Origin of the sequence: Gemmobacter caeni, assembly GCF_003054195.1 — a bacterium.
Classification (GTDB): Bacteria; Pseudomonadota; Alphaproteobacteria; order Rhodobacterales; family Rhodobacteraceae; genus Gemmobacter; species Gemmobacter caeni.
The window spans coordinates 324,212-350,015 of the sequence record NZ_QBKP01000004.1; the positions used below are offsets into that span (position 1 = coordinate 324,212).

Annotated in this window: 29 protein-coding genes and 1 tRNA gene; 13 read left to right on the forward strand and 17 right to left on the reverse strand. The window is 65.0% G+C overall.

The features are described 5' to 3' along the window. Positions 1-19: 19 nt before the first annotated feature. On the reverse strand, positions 20-712 hold the full coding sequence (locus C8N34_RS08930; RefSeq protein WP_108128545.1) for a glutathione S-transferase N-terminal domain-containing protein: 693 nt from the start codon (positions 710-712) through the stop codon (positions 20-22). A 163-nt stretch (positions 713-875) separates the two neighbouring features. Here C8N34_RS08930 and mscL point away from each other — a divergent pair, with 163 nt between their 5' ends. Continuing rightward, entirely contained in the window at positions 876-1,301 is a 426-nt protein-coding gene (mscL, locus tag C8N34_RS08935; protein ID WP_054302528.1) for a large conductance mechanosensitive channel protein MscL, read from the forward strand. A gap of 73 nt (positions 1,302-1,374) precedes the next feature. Here the strand turns inward: mscL and ald are convergent, their stop codons facing one another. After that, a complete protein-coding gene (ald, locus tag C8N34_RS08940) occupies positions 1,375-2,493 on the reverse strand; it encodes an alanine dehydrogenase (RefSeq protein ID WP_108128546.1) in 1,119 nt (372 codons plus the stop codon). Positions 2,494-2,663: 170 nt separating this feature from the next. Here ald and C8N34_RS08945 point away from each other — a divergent pair, with 170 nt between their 5' ends. Genes C8N34_RS08945 through C8N34_RS08955 form a run of 3 tightly spaced genes read left to right on the forward strand, consistent with a single transcriptional unit; the run spans position 2,664 to position 4,652 of the window. After that, complete coding sequence (locus tag C8N34_RS08945; protein ID WP_054302526.1) at positions 2,664-3,122, forward strand: Lrp/AsnC family transcriptional regulator; 459 nt, start codon at positions 2,664-2,666, stop codon at positions 3,120-3,122. 49 nt (positions 3,123-3,171) lie between these two features. After that, positions 3,172-4,005, forward strand: coding sequence for an arsenate reductase/protein-tyrosine-phosphatase family protein (locus C8N34_RS08950; RefSeq protein WP_108128547.1), 834 nt, complete (start codon positions 3,172-3,174; stop codon positions 4,003-4,005). Next, positions 4,002-4,652 (forward strand): aquaporin, encoded by a 651-nt coding sequence (locus C8N34_RS08955; RefSeq protein ID WP_108128548.1) that lies wholly within the window; start codon positions 4,002-4,004, stop codon positions 4,650-4,652. Before C8N34_RS08950 ends, C8N34_RS08955 begins: the two co-directional genes overlap by 4 nt. 70 nt (positions 4,653-4,722) lie before the next feature. Here C8N34_RS08955 and rpsU read toward each other — a convergent pair whose 3' ends face one another. Continuing rightward, a complete protein-coding gene (gene rpsU, locus C8N34_RS08960) occupies positions 4,723-4,929 on the reverse strand; it encodes a 30S ribosomal protein S21 (protein WP_082400860.1) in 207 nt (68 codons plus the stop codon). Positions 4,930-5,035: 106 nt separating this feature from the next. Here rpsU and C8N34_RS08965 point away from each other — a divergent pair, with 106 nt between their 5' ends. Together C8N34_RS08965 and C8N34_RS08970 are read left to right on the forward strand one after the other, a co-directional pair. Continuing rightward, complete coding sequence (locus C8N34_RS08965; protein WP_108128549.1) at positions 5,036-5,731, forward strand: COQ9 family protein; 696 nt, start codon at positions 5,036-5,038, stop codon at positions 5,729-5,731. Next, complete coding sequence (locus tag C8N34_RS08970; protein WP_170120544.1) at positions 5,728-6,723, forward strand: NAD(P)H-quinone oxidoreductase; 996 nt, start codon at positions 5,728-5,730, stop codon at positions 6,721-6,723. Before C8N34_RS08965 ends, C8N34_RS08970 begins: the two co-directional genes overlap by 4 nt. A 60-nt stretch (positions 6,724-6,783) precedes the next feature. On the opposite strand, the gene pheT is transcribed toward C8N34_RS08970, so the two are convergent. Further along, positions 6,784-9,201: a phenylalanine--tRNA ligase subunit beta gene (pheT, locus tag C8N34_RS08975; RefSeq protein WP_108128551.1), complete on the reverse strand. Its 2,418-nt coding sequence runs from the start codon at positions 9,199-9,201 to the stop codon at positions 6,784-6,786. Between the two features lie 155 nt (positions 9,202-9,356). Here pheT and C8N34_RS27120 point away from each other — a divergent pair, with 155 nt between their 5' ends. Then, entirely contained in the window at positions 9,357-9,488 is a 132-nt protein-coding gene (locus C8N34_RS27120; protein ID WP_255349797.1) for a hypothetical protein, read from the forward strand. A gap of 7 nt (positions 9,489-9,495) precedes the next feature. On the opposite strand, the gene C8N34_RS08980 is transcribed toward C8N34_RS27120, so the two are convergent. From C8N34_RS08980 to mobA, 3 genes are read right to left on the reverse strand one after another with little or no spacing between them, the layout of a single operon-like run. Next, on the reverse strand, positions 9,496-10,077 hold the full coding sequence (locus C8N34_RS08980) for a GNAT family N-acetyltransferase (protein ID WP_054302519.1): 582 nt from the start codon (positions 10,075-10,077) through the stop codon (positions 9,496-9,498). After that, positions 10,074-10,910, reverse strand: coding sequence for a hypothetical protein (locus tag C8N34_RS08985; protein ID WP_054302518.1), 837 nt, complete (start codon positions 10,908-10,910; stop codon positions 10,074-10,076). The genes C8N34_RS08980 and C8N34_RS08985 overlap by 4 nt, the downstream gene beginning before the upstream one ends. Then, positions 10,898-11,479: a molybdenum cofactor guanylyltransferase MobA gene (gene mobA / locus C8N34_RS08990; RefSeq protein WP_108128552.1), complete on the reverse strand. Its 582-nt coding sequence runs from the start codon at positions 11,477-11,479 to the stop codon at positions 10,898-10,900. The genes C8N34_RS08985 and mobA overlap by 13 nt, the downstream gene beginning before the upstream one ends. 91 nt (positions 11,480-11,570) lie before the next feature. Between mobA and C8N34_RS08995 the strand changes: the two genes are divergently transcribed. Further along, positions 11,571-12,275 (forward strand): AzlC family ABC transporter permease, encoded by a 705-nt coding sequence (locus tag C8N34_RS08995; RefSeq protein ID WP_108128553.1) that lies wholly within the window; start codon positions 11,571-11,573, stop codon positions 12,273-12,275. Continuing rightward, the gene (locus C8N34_RS09000; protein ID WP_054302515.1) at positions 12,272-12,625 is read left to right on the forward strand and encodes an AzlD domain-containing protein; all 354 of its coding nucleotides are present in this window, start codon (positions 12,272-12,274) and stop codon (positions 12,623-12,625) included. Before C8N34_RS08995 ends, C8N34_RS09000 begins: the two co-directional genes overlap by 4 nt. Positions 12,626-12,637: 12 nt before the next feature. On the opposite strand, the gene C8N34_RS09005 is transcribed toward C8N34_RS09000, so the two are convergent. The 5 genes from C8N34_RS09005 to C8N34_RS09025 all read right to left on the reverse strand — a co-directional run bounded on the left by C8N34_RS09005 (position 12,638) and on the right by C8N34_RS09025 (position 16,800). Further along, a complete protein-coding gene (locus C8N34_RS09005) occupies positions 12,638-13,276 on the reverse strand; it encodes a hypothetical protein (RefSeq protein ID WP_108128554.1) in 639 nt (212 codons plus the stop codon). 84 nt (positions 13,277-13,360) lie between these two features. Further along, entirely contained in the window at positions 13,361-13,495 is a 135-nt protein-coding gene (locus C8N34_RS09010) for an aa3-type cytochrome c oxidase subunit IV (protein ID WP_054302513.1), read from the reverse strand. Between the two features lie 73 nt (positions 13,496-13,568). Then, entirely contained in the window at positions 13,569-14,066 is a 498-nt protein-coding gene (locus C8N34_RS09015; protein WP_054302512.1) for a DUF6173 family protein, read from the reverse strand. Further along, positions 14,063-15,097, reverse strand: a complete 1,035-nt coding sequence (locus C8N34_RS09020; RefSeq protein ID WP_108128555.1) for an MBL fold metallo-hydrolase — start codon at positions 15,095-15,097, stop codon at positions 14,063-14,065. Before C8N34_RS09020 ends, C8N34_RS09015 begins: the two co-directional genes overlap by 4 nt. Before the next feature lie 2 nt (positions 15,098-15,099). Beyond that, positions 15,100-16,800 (reverse strand): acyl-CoA dehydrogenase, encoded by a 1,701-nt coding sequence (locus tag C8N34_RS09025; protein ID WP_108128556.1) that lies wholly within the window; start codon positions 16,798-16,800, stop codon positions 15,100-15,102. Between the two features lie 116 nt (positions 16,801-16,916). On the opposite strand from C8N34_RS09025, the gene C8N34_RS09030 reads away from it, so the two are divergent. Beyond that, entirely contained in the window at positions 16,917-17,864 is a 948-nt protein-coding gene (locus C8N34_RS09030) for an L-threonylcarbamoyladenylate synthase (protein ID WP_108128557.1), read from the forward strand. A gap of 72 nt (positions 17,865-17,936) precedes the next feature. Here C8N34_RS09030 and yidD read toward each other — a convergent pair whose 3' ends face one another. From yidD to rpmH, 3 genes are all read right to left on the reverse strand, one after another. Continuing rightward, positions 17,937-18,194 (reverse strand): membrane protein insertion efficiency factor YidD, encoded by a 258-nt coding sequence (gene yidD, locus C8N34_RS09035; protein ID WP_054302509.1) that lies wholly within the window; start codon positions 18,192-18,194, stop codon positions 17,937-17,939. Between the two features lie 86 nt (positions 18,195-18,280). Then, a complete protein-coding gene (gene rnpA, locus C8N34_RS09040; RefSeq protein ID WP_054302508.1) occupies positions 18,281-18,709 on the reverse strand; it encodes a ribonuclease P protein component in 429 nt (142 codons plus the stop codon). A gap of 44 nt (positions 18,710-18,753) precedes the next feature. Then, positions 18,754-18,888, reverse strand: coding sequence for a 50S ribosomal protein L34 (rpmH, locus tag C8N34_RS09045; protein WP_054302507.1), 135 nt, complete (start codon positions 18,886-18,888; stop codon positions 18,754-18,756). Positions 18,889-19,215: 327 nt separating this feature from the next. Between rpmH and C8N34_RS09050 the strand changes: the two genes are divergently transcribed. The 3 genes from C8N34_RS09050 to C8N34_RS09060 all read left to right on the forward strand — a co-directional run bounded on the left by C8N34_RS09050 (position 19,216) and on the right by C8N34_RS09060 (position 21,421). Beyond that, complete coding sequence (locus C8N34_RS09050; RefSeq protein WP_108128599.1) at positions 19,216-20,568, forward strand: sensor histidine kinase; 1,353 nt, start codon at positions 19,216-19,218, stop codon at positions 20,566-20,568. 171 nt (positions 20,569-20,739) lie between these two features. Beyond that, positions 20,740-20,816 (forward strand) — tRNA-Arg (locus C8N34_RS09055). A gap of 209 nt (positions 20,817-21,025) precedes the next feature. After that, entirely contained in the window at positions 21,026-21,421 is a 396-nt protein-coding gene (locus C8N34_RS09060; protein ID WP_108128558.1) for a hypothetical protein, read from the forward strand. Between the two features lie 46 nt (positions 21,422-21,467). On the opposite strand, the gene C8N34_RS09065 is transcribed toward C8N34_RS09060, so the two are convergent. Together C8N34_RS09065 and C8N34_RS09070 are read right to left on the reverse strand one after the other, a co-directional pair. Further along, positions 21,468-21,650, reverse strand: coding sequence for a hypothetical protein (locus C8N34_RS09065; RefSeq protein ID WP_108128559.1), 183 nt, complete (start codon positions 21,648-21,650; stop codon positions 21,468-21,470). Between the two features lie 11 nt (positions 21,651-21,661). Continuing rightward, complete coding sequence (locus tag C8N34_RS09070) at positions 21,662-24,436, reverse strand: phage tail length tape measure family protein (protein ID WP_108128560.1); 2,775 nt, start codon at positions 24,434-24,436, stop codon at positions 21,662-21,664. Positions 24,437-25,804: the final 1,368 nt, after the last annotated feature.

The window sequence follows — 25,804 nt, forward strand, 5'->3', positions numbered from 1 at the left end:
CGATGGCCCCCTTTCCGGTTCAGCCTCGGGCGGGGATTTTCATGCCGCGCTGCACGGCCGGGCGGACAAGAAAACGCTCCAGATAGGCGGGCACGTTCTTCAAATCGTCCCAGCCGGCAATTCCGGCAGCCTTGTAGAAGTTCAGCAGCGTGTTGAGCCAGGGACAGATCGCAATATCGGCGATCGAGAATTCGCCCGCGACCCACTCGCGTCCTTCCAGCGCGCCATCCAGCACCTTCAGCAGCCGTGCCGCCTCGGCGCGGTAGCGTTCCTTCGGGCGGGGATCGTCAATTTCTTTCCCGGCAAAATGGTGAAAGAAGCCAAGCTGGCCGAACATCGGCCCAAGCCCGCCCATCTGGAACATCAGCCATTGCAGCACCTCATAGCGGCGGTCCTGCGGCAGCAGCTTGCCCGATTTCTCGGCCAGATAGATCAGGATGGCGCCGCTTTCGAACAGCGGCAGCGGCGTGCCGCCGGGGCCGTTCGGATCAAGGATCGCCGGGATCTTGTTGTTGGGGCTGAGGCTCAGGAATTCCGGGGTGAACTGGTCGTTGGTGCCGAAATCAACCAGATGCGCCTCGTAATCGAGTCCCATTTCCTCCAGCGCTATGGAGACCTTGACCCCGTTCGGGGTGGTCAGGGAATAAAGCTGGATTGCCTCGGGGCGGGTGGCGGGCCAGCGGCGTGTAATCGGGAAAGCGGCGAGCGTCATATGGGCAGCCTTTCTGTTGCGCTGTGACAGAGTTAGGCCCATTTTCCCCATCACAAAAGGTACAGGGCTGTGCGATACTGCGGTCACGTCTGTGCGGGCAGACGCCGGGGACATGGCACCATGTGAAGTGCCAGCCGGTCAGGTCACAAGAAGGGACTGGGTAATGTTGAATGAATTCAAGGCGTTCATCGCAAAAGGCAATGTGGTGGACCTTGCGGTCGGTATCATCATCGGCGCAGCTTTCACGGCCATCGTGAATTCGCTGGTGGCCGATCTGATCAACCCGATCATCGGGATGGTGACGGGCGGGATCGACTTCTCGAACCTGTTCATCAATCTGGGCGATGGTGAATATACCTCGCTGGCCGCCGCGAAAGAGGCTGGCGCGCCTGTCTTCGCTTATGGTTCGTTCATCACTGCGGTAATCAATTTCCTGATCATCGCCTGGGTCGTCTTCCTGCTGGTGAAGGCGGTGAACCGTCTGAAAGAGGCGACTGTCCGCAAGGAAGAGGCGGCCGCTGCCGCTGCGCCCGCTGGCCCGACCGAGCTTGAGGTGCTGCTGGAAATCCGCGACGCGCTGAAGAAGTGATTGCGTGAAATTCAAAAGCCCCCCGCATTGGCGGGGGGCTTTTTCGTGTTCGGATGTCGGCTCTGTGCAAGGGTCAGAGTGCCAGCGCCTCTGTCGCGCCGATGGTCGGCAGGCCAAGTGCCGCGCCAACGGCGGCATAAGTGAGCTTGCCCTTGTGGGTATTGAGGCCCGCCAGCAGATGCCTGTCCTCGGCGCAGGCCTGTTTCCAGCCCTTGTCGGCCAGGGCCAGCATGAAGGGCATGGTGGCATTCCCCAGTGCCTGGGTCGAGGTGCGCGCGACCGCGCCGGGCATATTGGCCACGCAATAGTGCATGATGCCGTCGACCTCGTAAATCGGGTCCTGGTGCGTGGTGGCGTGGCTGGTTTCGAAACAACCGCCCTGGTCGATGGCTACGTCCACCAGCGCCGCGCCGGGCTTCAGTTCAGCCAGTTGCGCGCGGGAAATCAGCTTGGGCGCCGCCGCACCGGGGATCAGAACCGCGCCGATGATCAGGTCGGCCTCACGGGCAAGAGCGATGGTGTTGCCCGCGCTCGCATAGGCATTCTTGAACTCGCGCCCGAACACATCGTCCAGATAGCGCAGGCGGTTCACCGAACGGTCGATCACCGTCACATCAGCGCCCATTCCGGCGGCGACCCTGGCGGCATGGGTGCCGACGACTCCGCCGCCGATGACCAGCACCTTGCCCGGCAGCACACCCGGCACGCCGCCCAGCAGAACGCCGCGCCCGCCATTGGCCTTTTGCAGGGTCCAGGCGCCGACCTGCGGTGCGAGCCGCCCGGCGACCTCTGACATCGGCGCCAGCAGCGGCAGCCCGCCGCGATCATCCGTCACGGTTTCGTAGGCGATGGCCGTCACGCCGCTGTCCAGCAGGTCTTTCGTCTGTGCCGGATCGGGGGCCAGGTGCAGATAGGTGAACAGCACCTGCCCATCGCGCAGGCGCTTGCGTTCGATGGCCTGCGGCTCTTTCACTTTCACGATCATCTCGGCCTGCGCGAAGATTTCCTCCGCCGTGCCCAGAATGGTGGCACCCGCCGCCACATAGTCAGAATCAGAAAAGCCGGCCCCCGCGCCGGCATTCGTTTCGATCATCACGCTATGGCCGTGATTTACCGCCTCTTTTACCGCGTCGGGAGTCATCCCGACGCGGAACTCCTGCGGTTTGATTTCTTTCGGGCATCCGATCTTCATGTGTCACACTCCCTGAGCGCCGCCTTTTCCGGGGCATCCCCCGCGCGGCCTGTGCCAATCAGCCTGCCGCAGAATCGGCACAAGAAATTTGTTTTCAGGCTGTATCTTGCCGATGGCTGTGCAAGAATATGAATTGAAACCCGCCAATAACCGAAGAAATCTTCGAAACCATGGAACTTGACGCAACAGACCGCCGCATTCTTGCTGCATTGCAGAAAGATGGCCGTATCACCAATGCAGAGCTTTCGGAACAGGTGCATCTGTCCGCATCGGCCTGCCACCGCCGGGTGCAACGGCTGGAGGAGGAGGGGTTCATCGCAGGCTATGTCGCCCTGCTGGACCCGCGCCGCCTCGGTCGTCCGACGACGGTGTTCGTGGAAATTACCCTGCAAGGGCAGGCGGATGAGTTGCTGGATGCGTTTGAACGTCAGGTGGCGCGCATCCCCGACATTCTGGAATGTCACCTGATGGCGGGCAGCGCCGACTACCTGCTGAAGATCGTGGCCGAGGATACCGAGGATTTCGCCCGCATCCACCGCCAGTACCTCAGCCGGTTGCCGGGCGTGGCGCAGATGCAAAGTTCCTTCGCGTTGCGAACGGTGGTCAAGACCACGGCCTATTCGGTCTGATCGCGAAACCGGCTTGCGATGGCGGTTATATTTCGATATTTCGGGAATCATGGATATATTGGCCGCGCAAACCGCTTTTCAGGCCCTGGGACAGATCTCGCGGATCGAGGTCTTTCGTCTTCTGGTTCAGGCTGGCCCCGAGGGGCTGGCGGCGGGCGACATCGCCCGTCAGCTTGACCTGCGCCAGAATACGCTGTCTTCGCAACTGGCGCAGTTGCAGGCGGCGGGTCTGATCGTGCCCGCGCGCGACGGCAGATCCATCCGCTACAGTGCCAATATGACCAGCCTGCGTGCGCTTGTGGGCTGGCTGCTGGAGGATTGCTGCGGCGGCGATGCAACCCTTTGTGCGCCGGTGCTGGACAGCATCGTATGCGCCTGCGAAAGGCCCGCCATGTCGCGCAGCTTCAACGTGCTGTTTCTTTGCACCGGAAATTCCGCCCGCTCCATTCTGGGTGAAGGCATCCTGAACCATGTGGGGGCGGGCCGGTTCCGCGCCTATTCCGCCGGGTCGCGGCCGGGCGGTGCCCCCAATCCCTTCGCGCTGGATCTGCTGCGGCGAGAAGGCATCGACACCGGCTTTGCCCGTTCCAAAAGCTGGGACGAATTCGCCGGGCCGGAGGCACCGAAGATGGATTTCGTCTTTACCGTCTGCGACAGCGCGGCGGCAGAGGAATGTCCGTTCTGGCCGGGCCAGCCGGTGACGGCGCATTGGGGGCTGCCTGACCCTGCGGCGGTGGAAGGCTCGGATGCACAAAAGGCGCTGGCCTTCGCTGAAACCTACAGGGCGCTGAGCCGCCGGATCGCCGCATTCACCGCGCTGCCGCTGGACAGTCTGGACCGGATGTCGCTGCAAAGCCGCCTCAAGCAGATCGGCAACGAATGACCGCCCGGCAGCTTGTGGCCGAGGCGCTGGGCACCGCGCTGCTGGTGGCGGTTGTCGTGGGATCGGGCATCATGGCCAGCCGGTTGACCGAAGATACGGCGCTGGCGCTTCTGGCCAATGCACTGGCGACGGGGGCGGGGCTTTATGTGCTGATCACCGTCTTCGCGCCGGTTTCGGGGGCCGAGTTCAACCCGGCCGTCACGCTGCTCGGGTTGATGCAGGGGCGGCACCGTCCCTTTGCGGCGCTATTGCGCATCATCGCGCAGGTCGGTGGCGGGGCCGCAGGCACGATTTTGACCCATGCCATGTTCGGCCTTGCGCTGGTGCAGGCCGGGGCCACAGTGCGCAGTGGCGGGCCGCAATGGCTGGCCGAGGGAGTGGCGACTTTCGGGCTGGTGCTGGCAAGCCTGGGCGCGGGCACGCGCGCGGCCCCGGTGGTGGCGTGCTACATCACCGCCGCCTACTGGTTCACCGCCTCGACCTCTTTCGCCAATCCGGCGGTGACGATTGCCCGCGCCCTGACCGACAGTTTCGCAGGCATCCGCGCCGTGGATGCACCGGGCTTCATTCTGGCGCAGCTTGTCGGGGCAGGGGGCGCGGCGCTTCTTGGGCCATGGCTGTTTCGCCCCGTTCCCGCCACAAAATGAAAAACCCCCGGCCTGGGCGCGGGGGTTCCTCGAAAGGCGGGTTACCCCGCCCAGAGTTCAGACACGTCTCTCAGAGAGCGCCTTCACGTTGAGCCTTCTTGCGCGCGAGCTTGCGCGCACGGCGGATCGCTTCGGCTTGCTCACGGGCTTTCTTGACCGACGGCTTCTCGAAATGCTGCTTGAGCTTCATTTCGCGGAACACGCCTTCGCGCTGGAGCTTTTTCTTCAGGGCGCGGAGCGCCTGTTCGACGTTGTTGTCACGAACGCTGACCTGCATGTGGTTGTCACCACCTTCCTAAGCTAGAGTTGCACTGATGTGCAGGCCCGCGAGCCATAGCAAAAGCCGCGGGACTTGTCTACCTTCCGACGGGAAAGGAGCCGCCATGACCGAGGAAAACCCGCTGAATGCCGCCCGCGAGGCGGTGATCGGGGCCGCACTGGCCCATGTGCCCTTTGATGGCTGGTCTGAAACCACGCTGAAGGCCGCGCTGGCCGATTCGGGGGTGGAACCCGCGCTGGGGGCTGCGCTGTTCCCCCGCGGGGCGCTGGATCTGGCGCTGGCCTATCACCGGCAGGGCGATACCCGCATGATGGAGGCGCTGGCCGCGACGGACCTTGACGTCCTGCGCATTCGTGACCGCATTGCCAGCGCCGTGATGACCCGGCTCGATCTGGTCGAGGACAAGGAGCTTGTCCGCCGGGGCAGCACCTTCTTTGCCCTGCCGCAGAACGCGGCCGAAGGCGCGCGGGCGATCTGGGGCACGGCGGATGCGATCTGGACGGCGCTCGGCGATACCTCGGATGACGTGAACTGGTATTCCAAGCGCGCCACGCTGTCGGCGGTTTATTCCGCCACCGTGCTGTACTGGCTGGGGGATGACAGTCCGGGGCACGAGGCCACGCGCGATTTTCTTGACCGCCGCATCGGCGATGTCATGCAGTTCGAGAAGATGAAGGCGGCGGTGCGCTCTAACCCCTTGGGCAAAGCGCTGCTGGCCGGGCCGATGAAACTGATGGAGCAGATCAGGGCGCCGCGCGCACCTGCGGATTTGCCGGGAAGCTTGAAGGACAGGACATGACGCTACCGCCCCCCCATGTGATGACGGCGATCGAGATTTCCGAACCCGGCGGGCCGGAGGTTCTGCGGCCGGTCGAGGTGACGGTGCCGGTGCCGGGCCATGGCGAAATTCTGATCCGGGTGGCCTACGCCGGGGTGAACCGCCCTGACGCGCTGCAACGGGCCGGGCTTTACGCGCCGCCCCCCACCGCCTCGCCCCTGCCGGGGCTGGAGGCCTCGGGCTGGGTTGCCGCCGTTGGCCCCGGTGTGACGAAATGGCAGGAAGGCGACCGCGTAACCGCGCTGCTGCCCGGTGGCGGTTACGCCGAATATGCCGTGACGCCGGAAGATCATGCCCTGCCAGTGCCCGAGGGCATCGGGTTGAAAGAGGCCGCCTGCCTGCCCGAGACCTGCTATACCGTCTGGTCCAACGTCATGCTGCGTGGCGGCCTGCGCGCGGGCGAGCGGTTTCTGGTCCATGGCGGGGCGTCTGGGATCGGGACGACGGCGATCCAGATGGCCCGTGCCCTGGGTGCCCGTGTTTTCGCCACTGCCGGCAGCCCCGAGAAATGCGCGGCCTGCGAGGCTTTGGGGGCCGAGAAAGCGGTGAACTATCACGAAGAGGATTTCGTGAAGGTGATGAAGGCCGAGGGCGGCGCGCATGTCATCCTCGACATGGTGGGCGGCGATTACATCCAGCGCAACGTCAAGGCGCTGGCAGACGAGGGACGGCTGGTGCAGATTGCTTTCCTCAAGGGATCGAAAGCCGAGTTGAACTTCGCCGAGGTGATGATGCGGCGGCTGACGATCACGGGGTCAACCCTGCGGCCGCAAAGCGATCTGGCCAAGGCGCGCTATGCCCGCCACCTTGCGAAACACGTCTGGCCCATGGTGGAACGCGGCACGCTGCGCCCGGTGATTGACAGCGAATTTGCGCTGGTGGATGCCGCTAAGGCGCATCACCGGATCGAAAGCTCCGGCCATATCGGGAAGATCGTGCTCAAGGTCGCGTAAGGGCTATCGGATATGAAAAAGGGGCGCTGCGGGCGCCCCTTTTCGTTGGATTTGTGCAGCTTACTTGCGCAGCGTGCCGCCGGTCGCCTTGGCGACCTTCTCGACGATCTTGGCCGAAACCGCCTCGATGTCCTTGTCGGTCAGCGTGGCGTCCTGCGGTTGCAGCCGCACGGTGATCGCCAGCGATTTCTTGCCCGCGCCCATCTGCGCCTCGGCCTTTTCGCCGGTGAACTGATCGAAGACGCGGACGCTTTCGATCAGCGCCTTGTCCGAACCGGCGGCGGCATTGACCAGCGTCAGCGCCTCGACCCCCGCATCCACCACGAAGGCGAAATCGCGTTCCACCGCTTGCAGGTCCGAAATCGCCAGCGCCGGGCGGGTCGGCGTCTTGACCTTGGGCTGCGGCACATTGGCGACCTGCACGGTGAAGGCCACGGCCGGGCCTTTCACGTCAAAGGCTTGCAGGATGCGCGGATGCACCTCGCCGAAAGTGCACAGCACATTCGGCCCCAGCCCGATCACGCCCGAGCGGCCGGGATGGAACCAGCCCGGCACCTTGCGGCTGATCTGCACCTTGGCCGGCGCACCGATCGCTGCCAGCACCGCCTCGGCATCGGATTTGGCGTCGAACACATCGACCGGACGGCGCGAGCCATAGGGATCGCGCGGCGCGGACGCCCCGATCAACAGGCCGGTTGCCACTGTCGCCTGTTCGCCGGGTTCACCACCCGAAAACACCGGGCCAACCTCAAACAGCGCCAGATCCATGAAGCCGCGCGCTTGGTTGCGGGCAGCGGCGCGCAGAAGGCCGGGCAGCAGGTCAGGCCGCAGATGCGTCATTTCCGACGAGATCGGGTTGTCCACCTTCACCGCATCGGCCCCGCCGCCAAAGGCCGCCGCCGCCGTCTGGTCGATGAAGCTGTAGGTCACACATTCATTATACCCAAGCGCCGCGATGGTGCGCCGGGCGGCCTTTTCGCGGGTTTGCAGCGGGGTCAGGATCGGCTTTGGCACACCGGGCAGGGCGCGGGCCATCGGCTTGCCCACCAGTTTCGACAGCGAGGCAACGCGCGCCACTTCTTCCACCAGATCGGCTTCGCCCTGCACATCGGGACGCCACGACGGCGGGGCGGCCTGATCGCCGGTCAGCGTGAAGCCCAGAGCCGCCAGCGTGCTGCGCTGATCGGCTTCGGGGATTTCCATGCCCACGAGCCGTTCGACGCGTTTCGCATCGAAGCGATAGCTGCGCGCGGTATCCGGCACGGCGCCATCGACCACGATCTCCGACGCCTCTCCGCCGCAAAGATCAAGGATCATCTGCGTCGCCAGCTCCAGCCCCGGAAGGGTGAAGGCCGGGTCCGCGCCGCGTTCGAACCGATAGCGCGCGTCGGAGTTGACCTTCAGCGCGCGGCCGGTGGTGGCAATGGTGATCGGGTCCCAATAGGCCGATTCGAGGAACACATCGGTTGTGTCATCGGTGCAGCCCGACAACTCCCCCCCCATGATGCCGGCAAGGCTTTCGGGTTGGGCGTCGTCGGAAATCAGCATCATGCCGGGTTTCAGCGTATAAGTCTTGCCGTCCAGCGCCAGCAGTTCCTCACCGCCCGCCGCCGGATGGATGCGCAGATCGCCCTTCAGCTTGGCCACGTCAAAAACGTGCAGCGGGCGGTTCAGCCCGAAGGTGAAATAGTTGGTAATGTCAACCAGCGCCGAGATCGGCCGCAGCCCGATCGCCTTCAGCCGCGCCTGCATCCAGTCGGGCGAGGGGCCGTTCCTCACGCCGCGAATAGTGCGGCCCGCAAACAACGGGCAGCCCTTGGCTTTCAGGCTGTCGTCGATTTTTACACCGACGGGCGAGGCGAAGCTGCCCCTGATCGCCGGAATTTCCAGCGCCTTCAGCGTGCCAAGACCCCGCGCCGCCAGATCGCGGGCCAGACCGCGCACGCCCAGCCCGTCGGGGCGGTTCGGCGTGATCTTCACATAGATCATCGGGTCGTTGAGGCCCTTCCAGTCGATGAAGCGCACGCCCACCGGCGCATCCTCCGGCAGGTCGATGATGCCGTTGTGGTCGTCAGACAGTTCAAGTTCGCGTTCCGAGCACAGCATCCCGTTGCTGTCGACGCCACGGATATTGCCGGGCTTCAGGTCAACCCCGGTGCCTGGCACATGGGTTCCGGTCGGGGCGAACACGCCCACGAGACCAGTGCGCGCATTCGGCGCGCCGCAGACCACCTGCACCTCCTCCATTGCGCCTTCCGGCCCGTTCGGCCAAGTGGCGACGCGGCAGACCCGCAGTCGGTCGGCATTGGGGTGCTGCACCGCCTCTATTACACGGCAAATGCGGAAGGCGCCCAGCTTCACCTCAGGATTCTCGACCTCCTCGACCTCGTGGCCGAGATCGGTGAGAGCGGTCAGGATCTGATCCAGCGTCGCGCTGGTTTCAAGATGATCCTTCAGCCAGGACAGGGTGAATTTCATGGCACGCCTCTTGATTTTCGTGCCTTGGCCTTAGCGCATCGCGGCGCGAAGGGGAAGGGTGACGGGAGGCCGGTTTCTGCCGGGGAAACGGGCTGTCCACGTCGTGCATTGGGCTTGTTAATGATTGTGGTCGAAATGTGGTGTAAATGAGGCCTATGAGTGACTGGCTTGAAATCCCGCAGGATCGTCCGCAATCGCGCCCGCAGCGTCTGGCGGTGTTGATGGGGCTGACCATACTTCTGGTGCTGGTCTCGGGCCTGCGGGCAGGGGCGGTTCCGCTGCCCTGACCGGCTGTCAAAGCCGCCTTATCATGGTTTCGGCGCTTTCAAAGCCGAAGGCATGGCGCAGAAGGCCCAGCCGCATCACCTCGGTGCCCTCGAAACCGTGCCGGGCGTAAAGCGCGCGGGCGCGTGTATTGGTATCCACGACCTCCAGCCGCACCTCGCCATAGCCGCGCTGGCGGGCAAGGTCGCACAGGGCCTCGACCAGCGCGCTGCCGATGCCGTGGCCGCGCGCGTCTTCCGCAACACAGATGCCGTCGACCAGGAAGCGGCGATTGTCGACCTCGTTACCAAGGGCGGCCAGCAAAGCGATGCGCCATGCGCCCCCGGCCATACCGAAGGTGGCGCGCAGGTCGGACCATTTGCCATCGGCAAAGCCGCCCTCGGGGGATTTGAAGCCGGCAAGGCCCAGCAGCCGTCCCTGACCCACCGCGCCGATGGCGTGATCGGCGCGGATGACCCGGTTCAGATAGGCCAGCGCCATCGGTTCCGGCCCCAGCACGCGACCCAGCTTGCCGCTGAACGCCTGCCAGTACAGCCGCGCGGCTTCGGTGCGGTGTTCGGGGGCAATGCCAAGGGTCAGACGCAGGCTCATGCCAGTCCGGCCCGGAGCAAGGGCTCCTGTCCCGCGCCGAGCACCCAGCCCTCTTCCGACCTGGCTTCCGGCGGGCATTCCAGCAGCGCAGGCAGGTGCCCGGCCCCGGCAAGGCGATAGAGCGCACGCGCCAGAAGCCGCACCTGCGCGCGGTCTTTCACCGCGTCGCCCTCAGCGCGCACTTCGGCATCCAGAAGCGAGGGATATACCTCAGCCAGCGTGATGCGCGCGGGCGGCTCGAACGGCCAGACGGCGGTCCCGGGGCGCCGGGCCAGACGGGCGACCACCGGCAGGCCGGTCAGCGATTGTGACCCGACCGAGCCGGTGGTGTACAGCTTCCAGACCGGCTGGGCGCGCCGGATTCGCTGTTCCACCCCGCGCCGTTCGGTCAGCCCGAGCGCGGCATAATCCACGATCTTTCGGCGGGGCAGGCCGGGCAGGTCGACCGTGACCGGGCATCCCCAGAACGGGCCGCCGCCGCCCAGACGACGATTGATTGCCGCCGCCAGTTCGAAGCGGTTGTTGGCATTGTCCGGCCCGTCCTGCACCGCGCGTTCCAGCCAGTCGTGCAGACTGCGCGCCGTGGCCTGCCCGGTCAGCCGGGCGGCGAAACCGGCGGGATAACCCATCGGAAAGTCAAACCCCACCAGCCACTCGCCGGTCGCTGTTTCCGCGATGATCCGCGCCTCGGCCTCGGCCCTTGTCCGGCAGTAGATCTGACGCTCGCCCGCAGCGGTGCACAGGCCGATCCAGATGGCATCGGCGCTGTCGCGCGCCGGGGTGGGGCGGCTGGCCGCCGACCAATCCACCACGGTGATGTTCAGCCCGCGCATCGGATCGCCTGTTCCGCCGCTGCAAGGTCGTCCTGGGTGTTCAGGTTGAAGAACGGATCGGGTGTGCCGCCGGGGAAGGGGGCGGCGACGGCGCCATGGGCCGCGCAGAAGTCCATCATCCGCGCCTTGCCCGCAGCCAGCCAGTCCCGCAGGGCGGCGCGCAGCGCCAGCGGCCACAGCGCGAAGGTCGGATGCGCGCGGCCACCACATGTGGCATAGGCCAGTCCGCCATCGTCGGCCATCCACAGGCGCGGCACCAGATCGCCGGGGAAGAACGGGGTATCCACCGCCACGCTGACAAGCGCATCCGCGCCTTCGCTGGCCTCCAGCGCCGCCAGAATGCCCGACAGCGGCCCTTGCGACACATCATCGGCGAGCACGGGCAGGCCGGTGAAGGCCAACCGCGCCGGATCGCCATTGGCCGAAAGACAAAGCCTGTGAACCTGCGGTTCAAGGCGCGCGATGGCGTTCAGGATCAGAGGCTGGCCCGCCAGCGGCAGCAATGCCTTGTCAGCACCGCCCATGCGTCGCCCGCCGCCGCCTGCAAGGATAACCCCGTCGATGCGCATGACCTCCTCCGGGTTGCAGCCCGCCCCGCAAAGCCCTAAGCCTTCTGCACCGGCCGGTAAAGCCGGTTCCTCCGACATGCCGGATTGTCCCATGCCTTCTCCACTGCGCGCCGCTTTCCTGCGCGGCCTTGCCGCCTCCTTGCCTTTCGTGCTGGTCATCGGACCGTTCGGAACCCTGTTTGGCGTGGTCGCCACCGGGGCGGGGATGACGGTGCTTGAAACCATGGGGTTTTCGGTGGTGGTCATCGCCGGCGCCGCGCAGTTCGCGGCGGTGCAGCTTATGCAGGACGGCGCGCCGCTGGTGGTGGTGATCTTCACCGCTGCCGCCGTGAACCTCCGCATGGCGATGTATTCCGCCTCGCTGGCGCCGCATCTGGGGCTGGCGAAGCTGTGGCAGCGGGCACTGATTTCCTACCTTCTGGTGGATCAGAGCTATGTCGCTGCCATCACCGAGTTTACCCGCAACCCGGATCGCCCGGTGGCAGAGAAAGTCGCCTATTTCTTTGGCACGGTCAGCCTTGTCGTGCCGCTTTGGTATCTGTCCACCTGGGGTGGGGCAGCTTTTGGCAAGGCGATTCCGCCTGACCTCGCGCTGGATTTCGCCGTGCCCATCGCCTTTCTGGCGATGATCGCCCCGGTCCTGCGCACACCTGCGCATTATGCCGCCGCCCTTGTTTCGGTCGGGGGCACGCTGGCCCTGTGGTGGATGCCCTATTCCTCGGGGCTGCTGGTTGCCTCGGCGGCGGCGATGGTCGTCGGGGCGCTGGTTGAAACCCTGTGGGAGAAACGCGCATGAGCCCCGATCAACTGCCCGAGATCATCGCGGTCAAATGGAAGCTCTGGACCCTGATCGTCGCGCTGGGGGCGCTGACCTTCGCGCTGCGCTTTTCGTTTCTGGGGGTGATCGGGGCGCGGCCTCTGCCGCCGATGGTGCTGCGGCTGCTGCGCTATACGCCGATGGCGGTGATTCCGGGGCTGGTGGCGCCCGCCGTGCTGTGGCCCGCCGCAACGGGCGGCGAGACAGATCCGGTGCGGCTTGCCGCTGCGGTGATGACGGTGCTGGCCGGGGTGATCACCCGCAACACGCTGGCGTCGATCGGCGCAGGTGTTGCGGTGCTGTTCGGTCTGCCGCTGCTGCTGGGCTGAGCCCGCCGCGCCTTACTGCGCGGCGGCGGCATCCTGCTCCGCCAGACGGGGATCGCCCGCCTGCACCAGCAGAACGCCATGATTGTCGTCTGCATCATCGTCGGTGATCTTGCGCTCGGTCACGCCCGGCAGCTTGCCGAATTCTTCCATCAGCTTCTTCGGGAACCAGGTGTGCGGCAGGGTTTCAAAGCCGGGCACGCCCCGCAGGATGGTCGAGACGGCATCGGTGCAATGCGCCTTCGGCACCGCGCCGTAGGACATCGCACGCTGCATCGCCAGTTGCGCGGCCTCGGGCGAGACGATCTTGGTCTGCTCGACGACGTAGTAGGTTTCGCGGGCGTGATAGTCGATGTAGAAATTGACCATCTTGTCGGTCATGCCGAAATGCACGTCATTGCGTTCGGCCAGACGCGGCAGTTTCCAGCTTCCCGCCGGATCGAACATGATCCGCTGCGAGCCGTTGATCATCAGCCCTGCATGCGCGCCGGAGCCGTTGCGGGTGCTGATCACCGTGAACAGCGTGATCGCGGGCGGGCCGTCATGCACATAGCGCGCCTTTGCGACGGCTTCATCCGGTGCCCAGGTCGGCTCGGCTGCGCCGCAGGCGGACAGGGTTGCGACGAGGGCAACACAAAGCAGATGGCGGCGCATCGGGCGCTCCTTCAGGATGTCGGGCAGGAGGTCGGGGCCGGGCCGGGGTTTGACCCCCGGGGCCCGGTCCGCCGGAGACCGGGATCAGGAATTGGCCAGAGCCATGAAGATCAGAACGCCGATGGCGATGCCTGCGCCCCAGGTCGACATGCGGATGAAGCCCGCGAAGGTCTTTTCGTGTTCGCGGATGTCCATGCTGCCATGCTTGTGTTCGGCCATAGGTGCGTCTCCCGGATCTGCCGTGATTTTCCAACCCGATACCTGATTCACCGGGGGCTGTCACCTCCCCGCGTCACGCTTCGGGGGCAGGGTGTTGCGGCTCCGCCGGGGCCGGTTCGTCCCAGTCCTGCGCCAGACGAAAGCCGATGCGGCGTGGCGGGGCGTCGGGCATTTCGCGCGGGATGGCCCGCAGCGCGACATTCAGCTGGCTGACATGCTGCACAAGCTGCATCTTCGCCCCGTCCTCGTCCCGACCGTAGAAGGTGATCAGATCGGGGTCGAAATAGCCCAGCCCCTCGATCCGCAGCACGCCGACCTCGCCCCCCGCGAATCCCATCGCCACCTCATGTCTGGCATCAAGCTGGCTTTCGAAATTGCGGATATAAAGGATGAGCCGCTCATAGGCCCATTCGGCCGGGCTTTTCTGTTCCACGGGTTTGCGCGCCACGGCGGCGGGCAGGGGCTGCTGTTCTGCCGTTTCCGGCGCATCCGGGTCGGCATGGACGACATGGGCGCAAGGCAGGGCGCTGGCTTCCAGAACCTCGGCAGAGGTGGCGATTTCGTCGATCATGTGCGGCTCCACATCCAGGCTCCTTCCGGGGACAGGACGCGTTTCGCAAGCCCCCTGTGCAGAAGGTAGGTCAGATGTGCCATGGCTTCCACCATCGCAAGGCCATATTCCCCGTCACCGATGCTGCGGCGGAAGAGGGCAGGGAAGCACCCCGTCGCGGTCTGTGGCTGTTCCAGATGCGCCAGAAGGCGGGTGATGGCGCTGTCGTGGTTTTCCTCAAGCTGGTGCAGCCGCAGTGGCAGGCCGGTGAAGGGCAACTTGTGTCCGGGCAGCACCAGATGCCGGGGTTCGGCCAGTGTGGCGAAGCGGCGGCAACTGTCGATCCAGTCACCCAGCGGGTCGGCCAGCGGTTCGGTCGGATAGACCCCGATATTGGGCGAGATCGAGGCCAGAAGCTGATCGCCGCCGATCACCAGATCGTCGCTCTCGCTCCAGAAGGTCGCGTGTTCCGGGGCGTGGCCGTCACCGCAATGCACCCGCCAGCGCCGCCCGCCCATGGTCAGGCTGTCGCCTTCGGCGATGCGGGTAAAGCCCAGTGGCAGCGGATGCACGACGTCGCAGAAGTTGAAGGGCCGTTCCGTCGCGCGCTTTTCCAGCAGCGCCGCATCCATCCCGGCACCGCGCCAGAAGGCGAGCTGTTCCGGCGTGGCGGCGGGCTGTTCGTCCAGCGTCAGCATCCGGGCATAAAGCCAGGCGGTGCGGGTGGTCACAAGCTCCGCCCCGCGTGCCATGAACCATCCGGCAAGACCAATATGGTCGGGATGGTGATGCGTAACCACCACCCGCCGCACCGGGCGGCCCGCCAGCGGGCCATCCAGAAGCGCCTGCCATTCGGTGCGCGCGCGGCGGGTATCCAGCCCGGTGTCGATCAGTGTCCAGCCATCGCCCTCGTCCAGCGCGTAGACATTGACGTGATCCAGCGCCATCGGCAGCGGCAGCCGCAGCCACAGAACGCCTTCCGCAATTTCGACCGAGCCGCCCGCTGCGGGCGGCTCGAACGGATAGCGCAGGCCGGTGCTGCGGGTATCCATGCTCACGAGGCCAGCGCCTCGGGGGTGAGGGCATAAAGCCCCGCCGCCCCTTCGCGCATCTGTGCGATCAGCGCGCTATGTTCGGGCATCAGGCGCTTGATGGCAAAGGCCGCCAGCGGTTGCCGTGACGCATCGGCCAGCGCGGCCTTCAGGTGGTAATGTCCGCCCAGCACGCGGGCAAAGGCGCGCAGATAAGGCACGGCCCCGGCGTTGCGGTCATTGGCCTCCTGCGCGACCAGCCATTCCGTCGCCTCGCGCAGCGCCTCGGCCGCCGCCCAGACATCGCCCGCCAGGTCGGGCAGCGTGGCGCGCGCCTCGCTGGCGTGATCCTCGATCTCTTGCAGCAGGCGGTAGGCCGCCGCGCCACCGTCCATCATCTTGCGGCCCACGAGATCCATCGCCTGAATGCCGTTGGTACCTTCGTAGATGGAGGTCACCCGCGCGTCACGGCTGAACTGCGCGGCGCCGGTTTCCTCGATGAAGCCCATGCCGCCGTGGACCTGCACGCCCAGATAGGCGACCTCGTTGCCCATATCGGTGCCGTAGGCTTTGGCGATGGGCGTCAGCAGGGCGGCGCGGGCCTGCCAGTCAGCGCTGCCAGTAGCGCGGCCCATGTCGATGGCGACCGCGCAGGCCAGCGCGATGGCGCGGGCGGCAAAGGTTTCGGCCTTCATCTGCCCCAGCATCCGCCGCACATCGGCATGATCGACGATGGCGGTGGCGCCCAGCGGCGTCTTGCCCTGCTTGCGGTCCGTCGCATAGGTCAGCGCGTGCTGGAATGCCGCTTCGGCAATCGCCACGCCCTGCATCCCGACGCCCAGCCGCGCATTGTTCATCATGGTGAACATCGCGGCCATGCCCTTGTGTTCTTCTCCGATCAGCCAGCCGGTCGCGCCGTCATATTGCATGACGGCGGTGGGTGAGCCATGCAGGCCCAGCTTGTGTTCAAGGCTGACGACGCCAAGGCTGTTGCGCTTGCCGGGATTGCCGCTTTCATCGGGGATGAACTTTGGCACCATGAACAGGCTGATGCCTCTGGTTCCGGGGGCGCCATCGGGCAGACGGGCCAGCACGAGGTGGCAGATATTGCCCGCGAAATCATTGTCGCCCCAGGTGATGAAGATCTTCTGCCCTGTCACCGCATAGGTGCCGTCACCATTGCGCTCCGCCTTGGTGCGCAGCGCACCCACATCGGACCCGGCGCCCGCTTCAGTCAGGTTCATGGTGCCGCACCATTCGCCCGAGATCAGTTTCGGGATGTAAAGTTCCTTGATCGCGTCCGAGGCGTGATGCTCCAGCGCCTCGATCTGGCCCTGCGTCATCAGCGGGTTGAGTTGCAGCGACAGGCAGGCGGAGCCGATCATTTCGTTCACGGCGGTGGTCAGCGACATCGGCAGGCCCATGCCGCCATGTTCGGGGCTGGCCGCCATGCCGACCCAGCCACCCTCGGTGATGGCCCTGTAGCCTTCGGCAAAGCCGGGCGAGGTGCGCACGACGCCGTTTTCCAGCTTTGCGGGCGTCAGGTCGCCCGCGCGGTTCAGCGGCGCCAGCACGGTTTCGCACAGCTTGCCCGCTTCGGAGAGAATCGCCTCGACCGTTTCTGGGGTTGCTTCGGCAAAAAGCTCGGTCGCGGCGACCTGATCCATGCCGACCACCTGGTCAAGGACGAAACGGAATTCGGAAACCGGGGCACGGTAGGGCATCTATCCTCCTTCCCGCGCTTGGCAACCGGGGCGCGCGGGTCTATCTGGGGTCATCTGTCGGGGGCGAGATTAACGCAAGGTCAAACCGCCTCAACATCAACGCTGCGTCACGAACCATGGAAACCCGTCTTATCGCCGCCACGTCAGAAGGGATCGCCGAGGCAGCCGGGGTGCTGCGCGCGGGCGGTCTGGTCGCGATGCCGACCGAAACTGTCTACGGGCTGGCCGGGGATGCGCGCGATGATCACGCGGTGGCGCGGATCTATGCCGCGAAGAATCGCCCGTCTTTCAACCCCTTGATTGTGCATCTGCCGGATCTTGACGCGGTCGGGCGCTATGCGGTGCTGACGCCCGAGGCGCGCGCGCTGGCCGCCGCCTTCTGGCCGGGGCCGCTGACCATGGTGCTGCCGCTGCGCGAGGGGGCGGGACTGTCGCCGCTGGTGACGGCGGGGCTACCCACGGTGGCGGTGCGGGTTCCGGCGCATCCGCTGGCGCGCGAGCTGTTGCGGGTGGCGGGGCTTCCGGTGGCTGCACCTTCGGCCAACCCCTCGGGCCGGGTATCGCCGACGCGGGCCGCGCATGTGATGGCAGGCCTGGCAGGCCGGATCGAGGCGGTGCTGGACGGTGGTGCCTGTGCGGTAGGGGTTGAAAGCACGATTCTGGGGCTCGACGGCCCGCCCGCGCTGCTGCGCCCCGGCGGGGTGACGGTGGAGGCGGTGGAGGCGGTGCTGGGACATCCGCTGGTGCTGCCGGGTGATCCGGCGCAGCCCAAGGCACCGGGGCAGCTTGCCTCGCATTACGCGCCCGAGGCGCGGGTGCGGCTGAACGCGACCCGGGCGCGGCCGGGCGAGGTGCTGGTGGGTTTCGGGGCGGTGGCTGGTGATCTGAGCCTGTCCGAAAGCGGCGATCTGGTGGAAGCCGCAGCGCGGCTGTTCCACCTGTTGCGCGAGGCCGATGCGCTGGCTGGTCCGGGCGGCGCGATTGCCTTCGCCCCGGTGCCCGAGACTGGACTGGGCCGCGCGATCAATGACCGCCTGCGCCGCGCCGCCGCGCCGCGCCCCTGATATGTGTGCCTGACAAGAGGTGCCTTTCTCCGGGGCATCGAGCCCCTGCGAAAGGCGTTGCCACGGAAGGTTTCAGGGCTGGTGCCTTGTGCAATCGTGTTCGGGATCGGCACCGGGGACCGGATCGTAGCCCGATCCGCCCCATGGGTGGCAGCGGCAGATGCGGTGAACCGTCAGGTAGCCGCCCTTGATCCCGCCGTGGCGGGCAAGCGCATCCAGAGCATAGGCCGAGCAGGTGGGCTGAAACCGGCAGCCATGGCCGACCCAGGGGCTGAGCAGCAGCCGGTAGGCGCGGATCGGCAGGGCAAAGATCTGAGCGAGCGGCGACATGGGGAAAGGCCTTTGGCCGTGGCCTGGGTTTTGACCGGAGATATGAGTATTTGGGCAAGAAGCAAGAGCAGGGCGGTGGGCCGTGCTCAGGTCTTGGGGCGCGGCGGGCGGTGGATCTGGGCGAGCGCCTGCGCCAGATCGGCTTGCAGATCTGCAAAATCACGGGTGACCGTGGCGCCGGGGCGGCCGACCAGAACGTAATCCCAGCCGGGGCGGGCAAGGCCGGGCAGGACGGCGCGCACGATCTCTCGCAGGCGGCGTTTGGCGCGGTTGCGCATCACCGCATTGCCGATCTTTTTCGAGCAGGTGAAGCCGACGCGGATATCGGGGCGGTCATCGCCGCGTTCGCGGGCTTGCAGAAGGAAGCCGCCCGTGCCCTGCCGGCGCGCCTGAGCGGCGCGCAGGAAATCGGCGCGTTTGGCAAGGATTGTGTAAGGCACATATGACGAAACCGCCGCGAGGCTTTCGGAAGCCCCGGTCGTGCGGTTTGCTTCCTCTGCCAGCGGCGGTGTCATGTCAGATCTTCCGAAGCGGCCCCGCAGGACAGGGCCGACCCTTCTTAGGCCGACAGCTTCTTGCGGCCCTTGGCGCGGCGGGCATTCAGCACAAGACGGCCACCTTTGGTGGCCATGCGGGCGCGGAACCCGTGGCGGCGCTTGCGAACCAGGTTCGACGGTTGGTAAGTGCGCTTCATCGCGGCTCTCCAGTAACGGCGGTAACATGCAGCCCGAACCCCGAAAGATTCGAGGGCCGCGGCAACTGAGGCCCGTCCTTTACGCAGGGCGCGGCGGCAAGTCAATTCCGGATGGGGCGTTTTTCGCAGCAATCTTGCTTCGGCCGGGGTTTCTGCCCGTTGTCCGGGGCATATATGGCGCTGTATTCGGCCCGGCGGGTTTGCTAGTGCTGGGAGAGAGGCGGGCGAGCCGCCACAAGCGGAGACGGATGTGCCGTGCGGAAGCTGACCAGCCGCATTCTCAATACGCTTTCAGGGCGGTTCCTGTTGCTGACCGTCGCTTTCGTCATGCTGGCGGAGGTGCTGATCTTCGTGCCCTCCATCGCGCGGTTCCGGGTGGATTATCTGCAACTGCGGCTTGAAAAGGCGCAGATCGCCTCGCTGGCCTTGCTGGCCAATGACGGGATGATCACGCCCGAGCTGGAGCAGGAGCTTCTCAACAATGCGGGTGTGTTCAACGTGGTGTTGCGGCGCGACGAGGTGCGCCAACTGGTGCTGTCGTCGGAAATCCCGCAGCCGGTAGCGGCGACCTTCGATCTGCGCATGGACGGGTCATTCGATCTGATCCGGGATGCGCTGGCAGTGCTTGTGACGCCCGAGGACCGGATCATCCGCATCATCGGCAATCCTGTACAGCAGGCCGGGCTGTTGATCGAGATTACCCTGCGTGAGGGCCCGCTGCGGACCGAGATGTATGATTACGGCCTGCGCATCTTGTTCCTGTCCGCGCTGATCTCTGTCATTACGGCGGCGATGCTGTTTCTGGCGGTGCGGCGGCTTATGGTGGTGCCGATCCGCCGGGTGGTGCGGCATATGCAGGCCTATGCCGCGGCGCCGGAGGATGCGCGCTATGTCATCATGCCCACGGCACGGGTGGTGGAGTTGCGGGATGCCGAAGAGGCGCTGCAACGCATGCAGACGGACTTGATCGCGGCGTTCCGGCAAAAGGAGCGGTTGGCCCAGCTTGGCGGAGCTGTTGCCAAGATCAGCCATGACCTGCGGAATATCCTGACATCCGCGCAGCTTTTTGCGGATAGAATCGAACAAAGCGCCGATCCGGCGGTGGCGCGGTCGGCGCCGAAGCTGGTGAACTCGATCAGCCGTGCGGTCAATCTCTGCGAATCGACGCTGGCCTTCGGCAAGGCTGAGGAGCATCCGCCCCGGCTTGCCCGTTTCGCCCTGCGTCCGCTGCTGGAGGATGTGGCGGATGGCGAGGGGCTTTCGGCCCAGTCGGAGCCTGCCTGTCTGGTCGATGCCGCGCCGGGGCTGATGGTGCGGGCGGATGCCGAGCAGCTTTACCGGGTCGTCGCAAATCTGGTGCGCAATGCCCGGCAGGCCATCGACGCGACAGGGCGGGGCGGCACGATCGAGCTTTCGGCGGGCGAGGATGAAGCCGCCTGGTGGATTCGCGTGGGTGACACCGGGCCGGGATTGCCGCCGAAAGCGCGCGACAACCTGTTTCGCGCGTTCCAGGGATCTGCCCGCAAGGGGGGGGCCGGTCTGGGGCTGGCCATCGCGGCGGAGCTTGTCCGGGGCCATGGCGGCCAGCTTGATTTGGTCCGCAGCGACGAGGATGGCACCGAATTCCTGATCCGCCTGCCGCGGGCGGGCGGGCTGGATGCAGAGGAAGCGGCGGGCTGATTCTCTCGGGTGCGCTGTCCCTGGCCGGAATTCGGCCCCGATCACCGAAATCTGCGCGGCAGCTTTCCCAATGCAGCAAGGCCGGAACAGAGCGGCAGAAACAAAGTTGTCATCTTCCGCTTTTTCGCCCTTGCATCCCCCCGGCCCTGCCGCTAAATCCCCCCTCACAGCGGACCCGTAGCTCAGCTGGATAGAGCATCAGACTACGAATCTGAGGGTCGGGCGTTCGAATCGCTCCGGGTCCGCCAAAAATCACCACAAAATCAACAAGATAGAGCAAACCCCGCAAGGGGCAGGCCTGATACTGATACAATACTGATACTTCGCCGCCCGGCGCGTATCATCGCCGCGTATCAGGATCAAAGTCGGCTTGAAGCCGAATCACGCCGCTGACGCGGGGGCACCTTCGCGCTAACAATTATGCAGGCCGCATTTGAGAACAGAGGAGACACGGCGAATGCCTTTCAAGCCCATTACAATCACCGGGATGGACACGAATAGAACCGAACGTGACCCGCGTCCCGGCTCTGCACTGTACAAGGTCGTTCTAATCCTTTCAGGTACCCCGTCAGCTTCTTGGGCGCGTGACTTTGATACCGCGTGGAAACAGCACATCTACATGAAAAAGCGGGATGCCACGGTTTCCGGCGCGCGAATCGTGATCACGTGTTCCCTTGATGACTGGGAAACCGTTCATGTCCCGGAACTCAAGGATGTTATGGCACAAGTGAATAGTCGGGAAGAGGCCGCTGAGAAAGCGCGTGAGGCGGAGGCGTCGCGGCGAAAAGAGGAAGCGGCAAGTGACAAGCGCAAGATTGAACAAGCTGCCAACCGTTTCAAAAAGGACAACTAAAGCAAGCCAAAGACAAGGAAAAGGGGCCAGCTAGGCCCCCTCTCGTTCATTCATCGGTGTCGTGCTCGTCAGGCAGTCTGCGTTCTGCGCGATAGGTCAGCCCATCGGCTGCGGCGATGACCGGAATCCCGGCGCGGAAGTATGCGCGCAGTTTTTCGGCGGTTGGGTCGATGATCTGGTGCCAGTGCCCCAAGCGCGGGGGCGGGGAGGGCTGCGGGGTGTAAGTCATGGGTGAGTCCTTTATCGGTTCTGCCGCGCGGCGCGAGCGCCCGCCACTGCAAGATCGGCGGCGACTTGCTTCTTGGACCGGCGGAAGCTGTCGGCGTCGGGCGTGGTGATGGTGATGGTCTGGGGGGCGTTGATGATGGTGCCACCGGTCGAGGTGCCGCCGTTAAGCTCGACCCCGACCTTGCGGCCCCGCGACAGCGGAATGACAGCCTCATTGTCGTGCAAGACCGCCGGGATTCCGCTGGTGTTGGCAGTGCCTTCCGCGAAATGGGGGGCGTGGCGGAAGTTCGCGGGGGTCAGGGAGGCGAACCCCACGGGGCTGGTGGAGAGTCCACCTTCGGCGAAGGCCCCGACGGTTCCGAACATTGCCCCGAACAGGTCTCCCAGCCCGAAGCCTGCGGCCCCGGCGCCGGTCACGTTGCCGCCAAGCATCCCGACAAGCTCCTTGACCGCCATGTCAGACACGACACGGGCAGCGGTCCCGGCGATTGCATCGCCCAGAGCGTTGATGTCGAATCTGCCGGTCGTGGCGAAGTCTGCGAGCGCGTTCGACAGGCTGTCCAGCGCCTGTTCTTCGATATGGCGTCCGGCTTCTACCCAAGTCGGCACGGAATCGAGCCACTCCTTAGCCGGGTCTTTGACGAGGCGCTGCAACTCATCATTGAGCTTCCCCGCCGCGTCAATCTGCCGGATCATCGCCGCCGTCTGGTCGTCAATGGCCCCGCCCGCCGTGGTGGCGGCTTCGGCATAGAGCCGCGCGGCCTCTTCGGTGGCATAGGTGCCTGCGGCGACAGTCTGTAGGGTCAGCGTCTCGGCCTGCAAGCTGGTGAGGCGGTCTGTGAGCTGTTCCGCCGCCGACTTTTCGGCTTGAAGCGCGCCCGTCCGGGTCACCGATGCGGTGATGACGGCCTGTAGTTCGCGCGAGGTCATCGCGGCGGCGGGCTTGGTCGCTGCCGGGGTGCTGGTGGAGGTGACAGCCGCCTTGACGGGCTGGTAACTCACGTCTGTTACGTTCGTGATGCGGTCGAAAATGTCGCCCGATGCCTTCGGCGCGGCGATGGGCGTGGCCTTCGGCAGCGCAGGGGTCGAGATGACCGGGGCAGAGATATTGACCTTAATGCCCGCGAGCGCTTGCAGCGTGTTCAAGACGCGCAAGGCCTGCGCCGCTACGCCCGACATGCTGGTGGCAAGGCCATTGGCGGCGGTCGTGGCATCGGTGACGGGCTTGGCCATGTCCAGCCGCGCGAATTCGCGGGCCTTGCCTTCCATCTCATTGATCTTGCCGACAACTTCCTTCTGCGCGGTGGTCAGCTTTTCCATGCCCCCCGCCGCATCAACGATGGTCTGGCGCATCTGACCGTAGTAAGACGCCGCTGTTTCGGCGGTCGTCGCAGATTGCGCTTTCAGAAGCTGTTCGTTCAGGCGGGTGGCGGCTTCGGTGGTGAGGTCAAAGTCTTGCGCGAGCTTTCGGACTCGGCCTTCCTCAGTTCCGGCGAACCCGCGCAGGGAATCCCACCAGCGATTGAACCCTACGTCAGAATAGAATGACGACTTCGCGTCTTTGTATGCCGTTTCGGCTTCAAGCCGCGCGAGGTCGCGCTTTGCATTGGCGAGGGCCTGCACCTCTGCCCGCGCGCCCGCGTACTTTTGGGTGAGGGCTTCCAGATTGGCGGCTTCACCAGCCGTTGACTTGGCGGTGTTCATAGCCGCGTCGAGGTCTTTCAGAGCTTCGGCCAAGCTCTTTGTCGGCGGAATGGCCTTTGACAGCCCATAATATAGAGCCGCGCCAAGGCCGATTGCGCCATATGTGATGAGCGACATGGGGCTGACCATGCCAAGCAGGCCGGATTTCAGCGCGCTGAATACCTGCGCGCGGCTGCCCAAGGTCTGGAATGTGCCTGCGAGCTGCCCGCCCTGCGTGACCATGATCGAAAGCGGCGACATGCCGCCTTGCAGCATGACCGCAATATCGGTGAGCTGGAAGCCCACCTGCTGCGCCGCGAAGGCGGCATTGCGGCCAGAACCGGCGAAGGTGTCGGCTGCCTGCCCGGCAGTCAAAAGCGCCTGTGCGGCGCGCTGACGCGCGGTCTCGGCCTGTCCGCTGGTCAGGATCGACTCCCGCTCGGCCTTTGCGATGCGGTCGAGCTGCGCCTCGTAATTTTTGCTGACTTGGTAAAGCGGCTGAAACTCGGCCCGCAGGCTGGCAATCGAGGCGGCGTGCTGGTCGACGGCGGCGGCGGTCTCACGGGCCTGCCGGTCAAGCTGCGCCTGCGCCCCGCGCGCGTATTCCGCAGCGGTCGCCGTTTGGGTCATCTCGACTCGGAGGTCTTCGTACGCGGACCGGGCCACGCGGACGGCGGCAACATCCGGGGCGCGGGCAAGCTGCGCGTGCAAACGATCAATGGCGGCGTCAAGACGGTCCACCCCGGCGGTGTCGCCAAGGTCTTCAAGCCGGAAGGCCAGCTTCTGCGCGCTGGTGGTGGCTTGGCGCATCGCCATGCTTGCCGCGAGGGCTGCGCGCTGCGACTGGGTGCCGACCTTGGTCGAGGCGGTGCCCGCCTTGTCCATGGCGGTGGATAGCTCACGGGTGGCTGTGGTGGCCTTGGTAATGGGCGCGACGTTGAATTCGGGGCGGTGGTTTGCCAGCTTGGCGAAGGTGCCATCTGCCGCGCGGTCAAGGTCCGAGACGGCTTTCTTGACCGCAGACAGGGCGGCGGTGAAACGCTTGCTGCCAGCTTCGGCGGCGGCGGCGTCGATCTTAAGGCGGAGTTCGTGGGTTTGTTCCAAGGTGGTGAGCTTTCGCGCTATTGCCTGTCGGGGGCGTGCTGGGTCCAGCACAGGCGCGTTGAGGGAGGGAGTTTGTCGGGGTCAGGGGAGAAAGACGCGGGCGGACGAAAGGACCCAAGACCGCCCGCCCGCGAAGCTCTCCACTTCGACAAGAAAAGTATACCACGGGTGAGGCGAAACCCCAAAGAACATAGCGGGAACGGTTTTTGGTGGCACGGCTTTCAATGCAACTATTTTCGACAAAATTTGTAAATTTTAGAGGGGTGAATCGCGTTCCGAAGGGGGGGAGGGGGTCTTTCGGGCGGGTCCCCGGTCGGCGCAACTGTCGCCCCCGGGTGTGAACCAAAAGCGGGGCGCTAGAGGTGGAATGTTGCATTTGCAACGATATTGGCGCGGGGTAAAATGCGCGCTGGAACGCGGATGTGAACCGATTTCGCGCGGTTGGACAAAATACGACATGCCGCAACGAAAAGTTGCTAATGTAACTACGCGCGGTACCTGCGCCCTCCAGCGGCCCCACCCGGATACCGCCCCTTGGGACCCTAGATGTCGTTATTTCGTTGTGATTTTGTCTATATGATGTGCTAGTATGCCTTGCCCGCTGACGCGGGCCTCCACCCACTCACCCGCTCGCAATGTCGGTTTCATGCCAGATTGCCCATTTGCGACATTTTCACCCTGAAACCGAGTGATATGGTGGGTTCAGGTGGCATTCTGAGGCGGCGATACGCAGTCGGAACGGGTCGGTTTTGCCGGTCGTCGGACACAACATCTTGTGGTTTGGGGGTGTTTCTGGGTGGGTGTAGGCCCGCGTCAGCGGGCGTTAGTGCCGTAAGTACCTGTTTTTGTTGAGGAAAATAGATTCACATATCGGAATCTGAATATAACATAATGGCCATTATCTGCTTTTGGAACGGATTCTGGGCAGTTCGGTATGCAATGGTATGCTGAAGGCGAGGGATGCAACCGGGTGGGAGGACGCAACGTGTCGGGATGCGCGGCGGCTGTGGAGAGGGTTTCCCGCTTGCCCTTGATCTGATGCGGCGTGTACCTTTCGTCATGTGCATTAGACAATATAGGGGCAGTTGTTGGAAAAGCTCGAAACGCTACGCGCAGTAATCACCCACGATCAAAGGGAATTTGGGCGAGCGTTATCCAAGGTTCTTTCGCCCGCACAACCTCTTCAATCGGAAGAGTACCTTAGAGGGCGTGCGGAACAGCTTCACGGTATAGAGAAGGCGCTTTACGCGCCTGGGCGGCATGTCCTAATCCAGGCTCTGTTGCACAAATCGGGTTATGGCCGAGGTTCCCCTTTCCCCGGACGGACTTATCCCACAGCTTCCGTGACGGGTATGCCGAGCGCGGTGT